General features: G+C 61.9%; 20 protein-coding genes. 8 read left to right on the top strand and 12 right to left on the bottom strand.

Features of this window, described 5'->3' with window-relative positions:
- Positions 1-130 precede the first annotated feature (130 nt).
- From RN01_RS28195 to RN01_RS32610, 11 genes are all read right to left on the bottom strand, one after another.
- Complete coding sequence (locus RN01_RS28195; RefSeq protein WP_024569823.1) at positions 131-634, bottom strand: hypothetical protein; 504 nt, start codon at positions 632-634, stop codon at positions 131-133.
- 45 nt (positions 635-679) lie between these two features.
- Complete coding sequence (locus RN01_RS28190; RefSeq protein WP_024569822.1) at positions 680-2,287, bottom strand: YqaJ viral recombinase family protein; 1,608 nt, start codon at positions 2,285-2,287, stop codon at positions 680-682.
- Positions 2,280-3,125 (bottom strand): ERF family protein, encoded by an 846-nt coding sequence (locus tag RN01_RS28185; protein ID WP_017513495.1) that lies wholly within the window; start codon positions 3,123-3,125, stop codon positions 2,280-2,282. Before RN01_RS28185 ends, RN01_RS28190 begins: the two co-directional genes overlap by 8 nt.
- A 27-nt stretch (positions 3,126-3,152) precedes the next feature.
- Complete coding sequence (locus RN01_RS28180; protein ID WP_017513494.1) at positions 3,153-3,437, bottom strand: KTSC domain-containing protein; 285 nt, start codon at positions 3,435-3,437, stop codon at positions 3,153-3,155.
- Positions 3,438-3,460: 23 nt separating this feature from the next.
- The gene (locus tag RN01_RS34130) at positions 3,461-3,607 is read right to left on the bottom strand and encodes a hypothetical protein (protein WP_017513493.1); all 147 of its coding nucleotides are present in this window, start codon (positions 3,605-3,607) and stop codon (positions 3,461-3,463) included.
- Positions 3,604-3,726, bottom strand: coding sequence for a hypothetical protein (locus RN01_RS34960; protein ID WP_017513492.1), 123 nt, complete (start codon positions 3,724-3,726; stop codon positions 3,604-3,606). The genes RN01_RS34130 and RN01_RS34960 overlap by 4 nt, the downstream gene beginning before the upstream one ends.
- The gene (locus RN01_RS28175) at positions 3,723-3,995 is read right to left on the bottom strand and encodes a hypothetical protein (protein WP_017513491.1); all 273 of its coding nucleotides are present in this window, start codon (positions 3,993-3,995) and stop codon (positions 3,723-3,725) included. Before RN01_RS28175 ends, RN01_RS34960 begins: the two co-directional genes overlap by 4 nt.
- The gene (locus RN01_RS28170) at positions 3,992-4,228 is read right to left on the bottom strand and encodes a hypothetical protein (protein ID WP_017513490.1); all 237 of its coding nucleotides are present in this window, start codon (positions 4,226-4,228) and stop codon (positions 3,992-3,994) included. The genes RN01_RS28175 and RN01_RS28170 overlap by 4 nt, the downstream gene beginning before the upstream one ends.
- Positions 4,225-4,506, bottom strand: coding sequence for a hypothetical protein (locus RN01_RS28165; protein WP_024569820.1), 282 nt, complete (start codon positions 4,504-4,506; stop codon positions 4,225-4,227). Before RN01_RS28165 ends, RN01_RS28170 begins: the two co-directional genes overlap by 4 nt.
- A 219-nt stretch (positions 4,507-4,725) precedes the next feature.
- Positions 4,726-5,112, bottom strand: a complete 387-nt coding sequence (locus RN01_RS28160; protein WP_017513488.1) for a hypothetical protein — start codon at positions 5,110-5,112, stop codon at positions 4,726-4,728.
- Between the two features lie 65 nt (positions 5,113-5,177).
- On the bottom strand, positions 5,178-5,930 hold the full coding sequence (locus tag RN01_RS32610; RefSeq protein WP_024569819.1) for a helix-turn-helix transcriptional regulator: 753 nt from the start codon (positions 5,928-5,930) through the stop codon (positions 5,178-5,180).
- Between the two features lie 18 nt (positions 5,931-5,948).
- On the opposite strand from RN01_RS32610, the gene RN01_RS33385 reads away from it, so the two are divergent.
- Positions 5,949-6,212 carry a YdaS family helix-turn-helix protein gene (locus tag RN01_RS33385; protein ID WP_080672784.1) on the top strand — a complete coding sequence of 88 codons (264 nt, stop codon included), beginning with the start codon at positions 5,949-5,951 and terminating at the stop codon, positions 6,210-6,212.
- 12 nt (positions 6,213-6,224) lie between these two features.
- On the opposite strand, the gene RN01_RS28150 is transcribed toward RN01_RS33385, so the two are convergent.
- Positions 6,225-6,542 carry a hypothetical protein gene (locus RN01_RS28150; RefSeq protein WP_024569818.1) on the bottom strand — a complete coding sequence of 106 codons (318 nt, stop codon included), beginning with the start codon at positions 6,540-6,542 and terminating at the stop codon, positions 6,225-6,227.
- Positions 6,543-6,715: 173 nt separating this feature from the next.
- Between RN01_RS28150 and RN01_RS28145 the strand changes: the two genes are divergently transcribed.
- From RN01_RS28145 to RN01_RS28115, 7 genes are all read left to right on the top strand, one after another.
- Positions 6,716-7,102, top strand: a complete 387-nt coding sequence (locus RN01_RS28145; protein WP_024569817.1) for a hypothetical protein — start codon at positions 6,716-6,718, stop codon at positions 7,100-7,102.
- Positions 7,099-7,284, top strand: coding sequence for a hypothetical protein (locus tag RN01_RS28140; protein ID WP_024569816.1), 186 nt, complete (start codon positions 7,099-7,101; stop codon positions 7,282-7,284). Before RN01_RS28145 ends, RN01_RS28140 begins: the two co-directional genes overlap by 4 nt.
- 9 nt (positions 7,285-7,293) lie before the next feature.
- A complete protein-coding gene (locus tag RN01_RS34125) occupies positions 7,294-7,455 on the top strand; it encodes a hypothetical protein (protein WP_156149792.1) in 162 nt (53 codons plus the stop codon).
- A 61-nt stretch (positions 7,456-7,516) separates the two neighbouring features.
- Entirely contained in the window at positions 7,517-8,494 is a 978-nt protein-coding gene (locus RN01_RS34770) for a hypothetical protein (protein WP_231582319.1), read from the top strand.
- Positions 8,491-9,861: a replicative DNA helicase gene (gene dnaB / locus RN01_RS28125; protein ID WP_024569813.1), complete on the top strand. Its 1,371-nt coding sequence runs from the start codon at positions 8,491-8,493 to the stop codon at positions 9,859-9,861. Before RN01_RS34770 ends, dnaB begins: the two co-directional genes overlap by 4 nt.
- Before the next feature lie 4 nt (positions 9,862-9,865).
- Positions 9,866-10,498 carry a polynucleotidyl transferase gene (locus RN01_RS28120; protein WP_326998545.1) on the top strand — a complete coding sequence of 211 codons (633 nt, stop codon included), beginning with the start codon at positions 9,866-9,868 and terminating at the stop codon, positions 10,496-10,498.
- Between the two features lie 171 nt (positions 10,499-10,669).
- The coding region (locus RN01_RS28115; RefSeq protein ID WP_039016807.1) for a recombination protein NinB at positions 10,670-10,941 on the top strand (272 nt) is incomplete at its 3' end.

Raw genomic sequence — 10,941 nt, 5'->3', positions numbered from 1 at the left:
GAAGTGATCTACGAAAATTGCCTTCATCGCTCTGCTCGTCTCAGATAAAGGGTGGGGTAATCGCTGCATCCGCTGGCTGTCTGCCGTCCCAGCACTGCGACCAGCGACATCCGCTTTCCCCCGTGAATCGTTAAGCGGCTTCCTTCATCTCGGCCGGCTCTTCGTAGTCCAGGCTCATGTGCACTTCCTGCCCGAGCAGCGCCAGCAGCTTCGCGGCCGTGGACTCGTCCGGATGGGCCTGCACGCGGAAGTTGACGAACACCGTGCCGCCTTCCTGAAAATCGAACGACAGCTTATTGACCTTCGCCTCGTCGAGCACGATGTCGAAATCGGCCCGCACGCCGTTATGGATGACCAAGCGCTGGTGCTCCCACGAGCCATCCCACTTCACCGTGCCGAGCGCCGGGTTCTTCAGGTTCGGCAGGTAGCCGGCGTCGGTGACCAGGTCGCCTTGCAGGCTGTCATCCTTGAAATAGAAGGCGGACTTGAGCGTCGGCGAGAACAGCGACAGCACGTCGTTCGAGAGACGTGCCTGCAGCTTCAGGTCGACCGCCAGCACGGAATCCTCGCCGTGCTTCTCATTGCGCGGGTTGACGTGGTTGATCTTGACCAGATCGGTATCGAGTTCGAGCATTTGTCGGCTCCGGAGGTGAGTGAAAGGGTGATTTGCGGTGGTTGGTCAGGCGACGGAGAAATCCATTTCGCAGAGCCAGCCGACGACCTGCTCTTCGGTGGCTTCGAAGTGGCTGACCAGCGCGGCGATGATCTGCGCGTCGGTCGGACGGGTTGGGGGAGCCGGGCGGCGCGCGGGTGCCTGGCGAGCGACGGGGGCAGGGCGGGCGACCGGCGTGGGTGCTGGTGCCGGGGCGGGCGTCGGGGCCGCTGCCTGCTCGACTTCGCGAGCGGCCTTCTCTTCGGCGGCGCGCTTCTCTGCCGCCTCGCGTTCGAGCTTGGCCTGCTCTTCGCGACGGATGCGCTCGCGCTGTTCCTCTTCCTTGCGCAGCTCGTCGGCCTTGTGCTTGTCGATGCGGCTCGACACCACCAGGCGCAGGTCATCGATCTGCTTCGTGGCCAGCCCGACGCGGTCGGCAAACAGGAACTCGTAACCGGCGATTGCCTTGTCGAGGTAGGCGATGTTCTCGCGGATCCGCTTCGCGGAGGCGTCGGCCCCGATCTTGGAGTTGGCCAGCAGCGTGTCGACGGCATCCTGAATGCTCGCTACCGAGCGCTTGCCCTTGGCCGCGCCAGCAAAGTCCGGCGTACCCAGATCCAGCCAGGCGCCGCCGGTTTCCCCCTTCAGCGACTGGATGTGCTTGGCATAGGCCTCACGGCCGCCGCGGATGATGGCTTCCTTCACCTCGGTCTTGCGCTGGGTGACCAGCTTGTCGAGGTCGAGGCGCACGCGGCGGGCCTCGGCGCTGATGTCGTCGATCGTGCGGAACAGTTCGTCGATGCTGGCGGTCTGCGACAGGGCGTGCTGCTTGGCGGCTGCCAGCTTGCTCTCGACCTCGCCGCACCATTTCACGGTCTTTTCGGCGTCGGCGAAATCCTGATCGGTCGACAGCTCGCGGTTAATCCCACGAAACACAGCGATGGCGTGGTCGCGGAACTCGATCAGGTTGCTGGCGGTAACCTGGCCGCGCACCTCGACGAACAGGGCTGGGAGCGTTTCCGGTGTTCGGCCGGTGGGCTTGACTTCACGCTCGGTCGGCTCGTACTCGGCGACGTCCTTGTCGAACTGCGCCCAGCCGGCGCGGATGCGGTCGAACCATGCGTAGTCGGGTTTCACGTCAGTCCAGACGAAACGCTCGCGCGTGCCGTCGGACACGGTGAAACGCACGCGCTCGGCGCCAGTCACCATCAGGATCTGCTGGCACTGGGGCATGTGGCTGTCGGGCACGATGCCGTCTCGCACGCTGGCGGCCAAGTCTTCGTTCCACTGCTTGTGCTCGAACGCGATGTCGCCGGCCATAGTCAGGCCGTCGCACGAAGCCGATTCAGCACCCAGCGAGCACGTGACCGGATACAGCTCTTCGCCCAAGTCTTCCTCGACCAGCGGCCGGGCCATCGCTTCCAGTTCGTGGCCACGGTCAAGAATGCGCTCCTGCACGAAGTCGCTGTATTCCTTCGGCATGGCCGTCTTCTTGATATGCAGCAGCTCGTTGCGCTTCATATAGGGCGACAGGCCGAGCATGGCGGCGGCCTCGCTGGCGCCGTGATACTTGAAGCGGAAGGCTTCCCACTCGGGCGAGCCTTGCAGCAAAGTGTGGACGATGTGGTCAGTCATTTTCGTGACTCCAGGAATCGATGGTGTTCTTCTGGTCTTCGGTCATCCGCACGCCTTTTGACTCGACGGTCGCGATGATCTGTGCGGGAGTCTTCTTCCTGGCGAGAATTAGTTCACGCCACTTGGCCTTGTTCTCGTCGAAGCGCTCCTGGCTGTAGAAGGCTTGCGGCTCGTCGCGGCGCCCGGACGCGGGCGGGGCAGCGCCAGCGTCGTCGCTGCCGCCTGCGCCATCGTCGTCCATGCCCTTGGTGGACATGCCGGTGACCGCCAGCAAGGTGTAGCGCTGGAGGTAGGTGATCGTCGACGCCGTTTGCTGGATGACGTTTTTCTTGCCCGAGTTGTCGGGCGGGCCGGACATCACGACTTTCTCGGAGTGGCCAAGCTCATGGGTGATCACGCATTCAACGGTGATCAGGCCGTTGCCTTGCAGGATGTTCCAGGCGAAGCTCAGACCGTGCTTGGCCATGGCCGGGCCCACCGCGTCGGTGACGTCCGAGAGTTCTGCGTGCGTGTAGCCTACGAAGTCACCCTCGCGTGTGTTGTACCCGACTGCCTTGCTGCGACGGATCGTGATCGGCTCGGTCTTGAATGCGGCCATCGACTTGACGTAGGCCTTGCGCGCTTCCATCGCCAGGCCGCGCTCGCGCAGATCCAGCAATTTGCCGATGTATTCGAGGTCAGCGCCCTTTTCAACTGCGATCAGAAGCAGGGTGTCGGGCGTGACCGGGCCGGAGGTGGCCTGCGCGCCAGATTGACGGTGGGCCGGCAGTGCCGCAGTGCGCGGCGCGCTGGTGGTGGCTTCAACGTCAAGGACGTCTTCAGCGACAGCGGTGGACATGGCGTGGTTCTCCTGAGATTGCGGAAATCAGGCGTTGGCCTTGGCCGGCGTGCCTTCGACCTTCACGTACGGGTATTTCTTGTCGTGCGGCTTGATGTGCTTGCCGAAGTGGGAGCCCTTCGACTCGGCGTCGCGGAAGGCTTCGAAGTCGGCGACGGGGACGTTGCTGTAGTGGTAGAGCGACGTCGGCAGGTTGGTGCGGCGATCGCGGAAGCGAATGGCCAGCGTGCTGCTCTCGGCGTCATGGCCGATGCTGTGGATCTGCGACGACTCGACTTCCTTCATGTCGATCGCGGGCGTGACTTGTTCCATGGTGGTCTCCAAGGGTGGGTGGGTCAGAACAGAGCGCCGGCGGGAATGGCGACGGCGAGATACCAGATCAGGGGTGCGGCCACGACGAAGCCCACAGCGCACGCGATGTCGATCGCGCGCGAGTGCTTGGCCACGGCCAGCAGTTGGTTGGATGTCGGGTCGTAGTTCATGCGGATCTCGACGAGATAGGGGCATTGATGCCTTCGTTCAGCCAGGCGTAGAGGCCCGACAGGGCAACGGCACCGATGGCAATTGCGAACCAGAAGGCGAGGGCACGGATAGCTTTCACGCTTGCTCTCCTGTGGCCTGGGCGATGACGGCACGAGCCTTGTCGCCCCATTCGGAGTTGCCTGGCTGCGGGCCTTCGATGTCGATCAAATTCCGAAGTAGGGCCAGCATCTCCGGGGCCGCGGCCATGACCAGCGCCTTTTCCGTTGTGTGGCCGGTGTTCGCCGGCACTTCCGCGACCAGGAAGCCGCCGCTGCCGTCGGCTTCGCGCTTCGTGCGGATCAAGTTGCCGCAGGCTTCCCACGGTCCGAGGTTGAGAGCGGTGATCATGCTGCCCTCGCCATGTGCTGCGCCGTGGTTGCCGCAGCTTGCGCATTGCCCAGCAGCAGCTCGGCGTATAGCAGCACCTCGGTCCTGTCGATGCCATGCCAGACAGCGCGCTTGTCAGCGGCGGCGATGTAGTTCGACAGGAGCGTGGCGGCGTCTTTGCTGCGCGCCAGCTGGTCGAGGAATGCCTTCTCAGCGGTGGTGCCGTAGGCGTTGTTGTCGTCGACCGTGTTCATGCTGCCTCCCGGCTGTCGAGGGAATAGGACGCCAGCAACTCAAGGTGAGCGATGAATTCGGCGGCCAAGCTGTCGATCAGCGACGACGAGACGTTGCCGTCCTCGAAGACGAGCGCAATGTCGGATGCGATGAATGCCGGGGTCAGGCCGGGCGCCGGGGTGGTGAACTCGCCGACGACGGACCAGAACAGTCCCTCGGACAGCACGACGGCCGTGCGTTGGTCAACGCGGACAGCTTGTTTGCGGAAGGTGCGCGGGATGCGCTTGAGGTGTTGCACGGCGACTCCATCGGTGAGTTGATGGAATTCATTACACCAAACGGTGAATTTAAAGTCAACACCAAATGGTGAATTTTTTCACCAGAATGGCCGGTAGGGCTGGATATGGAACCGCTGAAACAAGAAAGCCCGCCAAATGGCGGGCTTGCGAGTGCTGATTAATTTACGCGGAGTGCGCTGAAAGAGACTTTGGTTTCAGTGGCCGAGACTAAGAGTAGGTCAGAACAATTCGGTATTGTCGTTCATCTTCATTGGCTGCAATTGTCCGGACGGGATGCTGAACTCGACCTGCTTACCGGAGGCAAGACTAAAGTAGCGAAATGTGATGTTCGAGTTGGTTTCTCGATTCCAGCAGCCAATCGCATTTTGAAGCCCAGGGCGCCCACCAATTTTCTCTTTGCTCAGGATCAGGCCTGCAGGCCAGCCCTTGCAATAATTAAGTCCTGCCGGGGTCGTCGTCAGGATCACTACATTTCGCGTACCGCCTGGGGTCTGAACAAAACCTGCCGACACATCCATGAGCCCACCAGTGGCCTGTGCCCAAGACATATTTGCGCTACAAAAGGTGAGGGCGACGATGGCAGCCGAGGCAATCCGATGTTTCATGCGCGTTTCCTGTTTGTGGTTGGAATGGGGCGATGTAGAACTTGGAGGGCTCCGAGATCGACGGCTCAAAGTCGGTTGTCATTCCAGATTGCTCTGCCCACGATCATGGTGCGGTCATCTGGAGGTAGAACCTTGTCTGGGTGCGTGGTTTTGTCCGGATTGTCACTGCGCATGATCCAGGCCTGACCACCGATGGCGGGGCTGTAGTCCCGGACTAGCCGCTTCAGCACAATTTCGCCGTCTGGAGTGCAGATTGCATACACCTTGCCTTCTTTCGGACTGGTGTCAACGGTATTCAGGAGTACTACGCAGCCGTCTTGTATCGTTGGCCACATGCTGCCACCTGATGCGTAGATGACCCGCGCGGTTTTTTCTGTTACGCCGAACTCATGCAGACTGGACCGCTTGAACGCGAGGCCGCCCTTTACCACAACGTGGTCGGCGTACTTCCCATCTCCGCAAGCGGCTGAAATATTCAACTGCGGAACAAGAGCGAACTCATCGTCTGTTGGCTCGCGGGATTCATCGTCTACGAATTGGCCGCTCTGGGCGTCCAGCCAGAGTGGCGGCTTCCTAGCATCCCACGCTTGTTCCAGAGCCCTGGCTATCTTTTCACCAAATGACTTTCTGCCGGCGAGCATGTCGCTGATCTGGCTCGCGGGCTTTCCTACGCGCTTGGCCACTTGGTTGAGGCCGTACTGCTGGACTAGGAGGCCAAGGTTTCGGCGGCGAAGTTCAGTGAGTTCAGTCATGGGCGCATTACAGCACGCGTAAACCAAACGGTGAATTCCCTGATCGGTGTTGTTGATGTTCACCATTTGGTGTATCTTTGGGCTATGGAAAAGCTCAAATCCTTCTTGAAGACGATCCCCTCTAGCGACCGAGATGCGTTTGCCGAGCGTTGTGGCACGACTTGGGCATTCTTGCGGAACGTCATGTATGGACAACGGATCCCGGGAGAAAAGCTGTGCGTTGCGCTTGAGCGCGAATCCGCAGGATCGGTTACACGCCGCGATTTGCGACCTGACGACTGGCACGAAATCTGGCCAGAGTTGGCTGATCAGGCCACGCCCGCCGATCCGGCGAGGGAGGCGGCGTGATGAAAGCCGTAGTCACCGTTGTGGCGGTTCTCCTGCTGCTTCGAGCAGCGCAGCGAGGGTCAAGGTCAGGTACTGCTCGTATTCCGGATTCGGATGCTCGGCCCGCGCGTCGAGCAGCTGTGCTGCGTTCTGCCGAGCTTTCTCGGCAAGTTTTTCTCGTGTCCAGTGAGACTCGTACAGATCCTGAATCGACAGTTCTGCGAGATCCGAGCGAGCGGAAAGTAGGTTGAACCCTGTGCGCAGCGCGTGGTTCTGTTTTTCGAGTTCGTTGACCTTGCCGAGCAGATATTTGACGGTATCGCTGAGAACCTGAAACTGAATATTTTCCATGCATCCCCCTGTCGTGGGCGGTTGAGAAGGTCAGAGAGCTTGATTGTTTCATGACTTGGGGATGCACCCTAAAAGTTGAAAAGGCGTCGCAATCGACGCCTTTATTTGGCCCCTGGGCCAACTGTGGAAGCAACTGTGGAATTGATTGATTTTTCCAATCAGGAGAACAAGAAATGTGGGTAGCCGAACAGCCGGAAACCGGCTCTGGTACTGGATCTCATGGCTATTTCATGCATGGCAAGGGGCGTTTTTTGTCCGAGGCTGAGATCGCGACGTGCAGCACCTACCGCGATGCCTGCGCGCTGGCATGGGAACGCCGCACGCAGATCGGTCTGACGCTCCAGGCGCTCGCCGCGCTGGCCGACCTTTACCCGTCGCACGTCAGCGACTACTTCCAGCGTGATGCCCTCAATTCGAAGGGCAACCCTCGCCGCTCCCTGCCGGCCGAGAAGATCGCCGACGTTGAGCGCGTGCTGGGCAACAGGATCCTGAGCCAATACCTCATGCACCGCGGGGCTCTGACCATTATGGAAGCCGTCTTGGCAGCGAGGGGTGCATGACCTATCTGGAAGCGATCGAAGTGGCCACCAAGGCCATGCGAGACGCGGTGGAGCAGAGCGGCGGAGACGACATTCGGCTGACCAAGGCGATCGCCGAGGCCATGCACGTCCCGCACATCGCGAAGGCGTTCGAGACAGTCGGTCTGCACGACCTTCTGGCCGAGCAGAACACACGGCACTGAGGGACGCACATGGACGCACAGCAAGCATGGAGCGCACAGCTAGCCTGGATCAATGAGCTGCTGCACCGCATGACCATGGCCAGCACACGCGATGTGCGTCTGCAGCTGTGCGCCGAAACGAAACAGGCGATTGCCGAGCTGCTGGCCAGCCAGGTAACGCGCAGGGACTGAGGTAGTAGCAGTGGCCCGCATCCGATCAATCAAACCTGAGTACTGGACCTCCGAACAGGTCATGGAGTTGTCGCGAGACGCACGCCTCCTGTTCATTGGCCTCTGGAACTTCTGTGACGACGGCGGTAACCATCCCGCCAGCCCCAAGACCCTCAAGGCTGAAGTCTTCCCCGGCGACGACGATGCCACCGGATCCACGGTGATGCAGTGGATCGACGAGCTGATAGAGCAGCAGTTGCTGGTCGAATACGAAGTCGACGGCAAGGAGTTCTGGCACGTAACTGGCTGGCATCACCAGCGCATCGACCAACCCACCCTGCGTCACCCTAGCGGTGACACAGGTGACGCAACTGGTGACGCAGGTGACGCGCGTCACCAAAAACGGCTTGGTGGAAAGCAACGCCAACTGCTCTTGAAGAAATTGCGCGAATTTGGCGGTGACGCGTGTCACCTGTGCGGTGACGCACCGGGTGTCACACTGGCCCGCGTCACCTCTGCGTCACCGGATGAACCCAATGAATTCAAGGGTTTTCGGCTGGTGTGTGCTTCCTGCAAGCGCAAAGTATCGAGTGGTGACGCGCTGGTGACGCAAGGTGACGCAGGGTGTCTCGCTGGTGACTCGCCTACGGAGGGGAGGGGAGTGGATAGGATAGGAGATATAAATCCCCCCATACCCCCCTTGGGGGGCGAACAGCGATCCGAGAAAAAATCGGACAAGCCGAAGCGCTCCGCTGTTGGCCTGCTGTCCTACCTGCATTCCTGCAAGCAGGCCGGGCAGAAGCCTATCCCCGAAGGCGATGCCGTCTTCGCCTACGCCGACCAGGTTGGCATTCCGCTGGAGTTCCTGCGGCTGCACTGGCTCGAATTCAAAGCCCGCTACAGCCAGCCTGATGCCAAGCGGTACAAGGACTGGGCGGCGGTTCACCGCAAGTCCGTCCGCGGCAACTGGTTCCGGCTGTGGTTCATCGCTGGCGACGGCGCTGTCGCGCTGACCACGGTCGGCGAACAGGCCCGCCGGCTGCACGGAGACGCTGCATGAACGGGCCGCTGCCACACAACCGCCCCGAAGATCGCCTTACCGCTATCGCATCCGAACACGCCGTGCTTGGCGCGCTGCTGCTCGACAACGACTGCTTCGATCGCATCGGTGACCTGCAGGCCGAGCATTTCGCTATTGGCGACCACCGCGCGATTTTTGCCGAGATCGCCCGGCAAATTGCTGCGGGCAAGCCGGCTGACAGCGTGACGGTATTCGAACGTCTGCAGGCCGCTGGCCAAAGCGCTGCCGACTTGGGCTACCTCTCGGCCCTGGTGCAGAACACGCCGGGCACGGTCAGCGTTGGCCGTCATGCCGCAATCGTGCGCGAGCGTGCGATCCGCCGCGGGCTGGTCGCGCTTGGGGATGAATTGGCGCACGAGGCCCGGTCATCGGCCGAGGAAGCGCCGGCGCTGATCGACCACGCGAGCAGCCGCCTTGAGGCGCTTGCCCATGCGCGCGTCCGCCAGGAGCCGACGCACGTGTCAGCCGGGCTGATCGAGCACGCCAAGACGCTGGCGTCACGCGAGACCGACGGCGTGCTGGCCATTTCCACCGGCTTTCGTGACGTCGACGGGCTGCTGAACGGTGGCTTCCGGCCCGGCGAACTGATCGTGATCGCGGCGCGGCCGAAGATGGGTAAGACCGCTTTTGCGCTCAACGTCGCTGCGCACATCGCCCGTTCGCTGCACGTGCTGGTGCTGTCGCAGGAGATGCCAAAGGCCCAGTTGCACGACCGGAATCTGGCCGCTATTGGCCGCATACCGCTGCCGCACATCCTGAATCCGCGCAACATGCTGCCGGACGAATGGAGCCGTCTATCGCAGGCCATGGGGGTGCTGGAAAAGCTGAATCTCTGGCTCGATGACCAGGGCGGTTTGCGCCTGCTGGATGTGCGCATGAAGGCCAAGCTGATCAAGCGCAAGGCCGGGCTGAGCGTGCTGGTGGTCGATTACCTGCAGCTGATGGAGGGCGAGGGCGACAACCGCAATGCACAGATCGAGAGCATCACGCGCGGGCTGAAAGCACTGGCGCTTGAGCTGGGTATTACGGTGGTGTTGCTGTCGCAGTTGAACCGCCAGCTCGAGCAGCGCCCGAACAAGCGACCGATGCCCGCTGACCTGCGTGACTCCGGCGCGATCGAGCAGGATGCCGACGTGGTGATGTTTCTGTACCGCGACGAGGTGTACCACCCTGACACCGACGACAAGGGCATCTGCGAGGTCGATGTGTCGCTGAACCGCCAGGGGCAGTCCGGCCGCGTGGCGCTGAGCTATATCGGCGCGCAAACCAAGTTCGAGACGCTTGCCACGTCGTGGCATCCCACCGTGCCGAAACGCCAACCGCCGCCGTCGCGCGGCTTCGAGTGAGGAAATGATGACCGACCTCTTCGCCACGATCACCGCCGACGACGAGAAATCGCAAGCCGTTGATGCGCAAGGCCTTTGCTTCGCAGCATCGGGTACGCGTGCGGGGGCGACTTCCGCTTTTCCTCCCTCAAATGAGGCGGCGAAAGCGGACATCGTGATCTGCAACGCCAATATCTTGGCCATCGACATCGGCACCACCACTGGCTGGGCGCTGGGCCTGCGCGACGGGAAGCTGCACAGCGGTAGCCAGTCATTCGCACCGAGGCGCAATGAAGGCCCCGGCCAGCGCTGGCTGAAGTTCGCTGCGTGGCTCGGCGAGCGCGCACGCCAGGCTGGCGAGATCCACGCCGTGTACTACGAGCTGGTGATGGCGCACGGCACGCGGGAGAACCCGAACGTCATAGCGGCGCACGTGTACGGCGGCTTCGAGGCGCACCTGCAGGCCTGGGCCGATCGCAACCGCATCCGTCTGGTTGGCGTGCCGGTATCGGTCATCAAAAAATCAGCGACGGGGAAGGGCAACGCGAAAAAGGAACAGGTGATCGCCGCCATGCGCGCGCGCGGCCACCGCGTCGTCGACGACAACCACGCGGACGCGCTGGCGATCCTCGAATACGCGCGAAAGGAGGAGGCCTGATGGATGACCTGGCGATGGTTTGGAGCGTTGTCACCCTGGCCCTGATCGTTGGGCTGACTTTCTGGAGCATGCGATGAAACTGTGGAACGGCTACTGCTGCAACTGCGGGGGCTTCGGGCACCGCCCGGCGAACTGCCGCTGGAATCGCGTTGTGCGTCTGGCGAGGCCGGTATGAGCGACAAGCGCATCTTTGTCCTGTCCCATCGGCAGGCGCGTGCTGGCGCCGAGCTGGCGATTCGCGGCGCGCCAGAAGGCTACGTCGTCACGATCTGCGAACCGACGCGCACGCTCGACCAGAACGCGAAGCTCTGGCCGATGCTGTCGGACGTCTCCAAGCAGGTCGAGTGGCACGGCCAGAAGCTGACCACCGACGAATGGAAGGACGTCTTCACCGCCGCGCTGCGCCGGCAGAAGGCCGTGCCTGGTCTCGATGGAGGATTCGT

This window comes from Cupriavidus sp. SHE (genome assembly GCF_000812445.1).
Taxonomy (GTDB): Bacteria; Pseudomonadota; Gammaproteobacteria; order Burkholderiales; family Burkholderiaceae; genus Cupriavidus; species Cupriavidus metallidurans.
Note: the sequence above shows the minus strand (reverse complement) of the source record. Positions and strands in the feature narration are given on the sequence as shown.

What these genes read in the sequence shown, in the direction of transcription:
- RN01_RS28160 (WP_017513488.1), bottom strand. Translation starts at nt 5,112, where the DNA reads ATGAAACATCGGATTGCCTCGGCTGCCATCGTCGCCCTCACCTTTTGT.
- RN01_RS28190 (WP_024569822.1), bottom strand. Translation starts at nt 2,287, where the DNA reads ATGACTGACCACATCGTCCACACTTTGCTGCAAGGCTCGCCCGAGTGG.
- dnaB (WP_024569813.1), top strand. Translation starts at nt 8,491, where the DNA reads ATGAACGGGCCGCTGCCACACAACCGCCCCGAAGATCGCCTTACCGCT.
- RN01_RS28185 (WP_017513495.1), bottom strand. Translation starts at nt 3,125, where the DNA reads ATGTCCACCGCTGTCGCTGAAGACGTCCTTGACGTTGAAGCCACCACC.
- RN01_RS28195 (WP_024569823.1), bottom strand. Translation starts at nt 634, where the DNA reads ATGCTCGAACTCGATACCGATCTGGTCAAGATCAACCACGTCAACCCG.
- RN01_RS34770 (WP_231582319.1), top strand. Translation starts at nt 7,517, where the DNA reads ATGGAGTTGTCGCGAGACGCACGCCTCCTGTTCATTGGCCTCTGGAAC.
- RN01_RS32610 (WP_024569819.1), bottom strand. Translation starts at nt 5,930, where the DNA reads ATGGTGAACATCAACAACACCGATCAGGGAATTCACCGTTTGGTTTAC.
- RN01_RS34130 (WP_017513493.1), bottom strand. Translation starts at nt 3,607, where the DNA reads ATGAACTACGACCCGACATCCAACCAACTGCTGGCCGTGGCCAAGCAC.
- RN01_RS28175 (WP_017513491.1), bottom strand. Translation starts at nt 3,995, where the DNA reads ATGATCACCGCTCTCAACCTCGGACCGTGGGAAGCCTGCGGCAACTTG.
- RN01_RS34125 (WP_156149792.1), top strand. Translation starts at nt 7,294, where the DNA reads ATGGACGCACAGCAAGCATGGAGCGCACAGCTAGCCTGGATCAATGAG.
- RN01_RS28120 (WP_326998545.1), top strand. Translation starts at nt 9,866, where the DNA reads ATGATGACCGACCTCTTCGCCACGATCACCGCCGACGACGAGAAATCG.
- RN01_RS28150 (WP_024569818.1), bottom strand. Translation starts at nt 6,542, where the DNA reads ATGGAAAATATTCAGTTTCAGGTTCTCAGCGATACCGTCAAATATCTG.
- RN01_RS28180 (WP_017513494.1), bottom strand. Translation starts at nt 3,437, where the DNA reads ATGGAACAAGTCACGCCCGCGATCGACATGAAGGAAGTCGAGTCGTCG.
- RN01_RS28170 (WP_017513490.1), bottom strand. Translation starts at nt 4,228, where the DNA reads ATGAACACGGTCGACGACAACAACGCCTACGGCACCACCGCTGAGAAG.
- RN01_RS28140 (WP_024569816.1), top strand. Translation starts at nt 7,099, where the DNA reads ATGACCTATCTGGAAGCGATCGAAGTGGCCACCAAGGCCATGCGAGAC.
- RN01_RS33385 (WP_080672784.1), top strand. Translation starts at nt 5,949, where the DNA reads ATGGAAAAGCTCAAATCCTTCTTGAAGACGATCCCCTCTAGCGACCGA.
- RN01_RS28145 (WP_024569817.1), top strand. Translation starts at nt 6,716, where the DNA reads ATGTGGGTAGCCGAACAGCCGGAAACCGGCTCTGGTACTGGATCTCAT.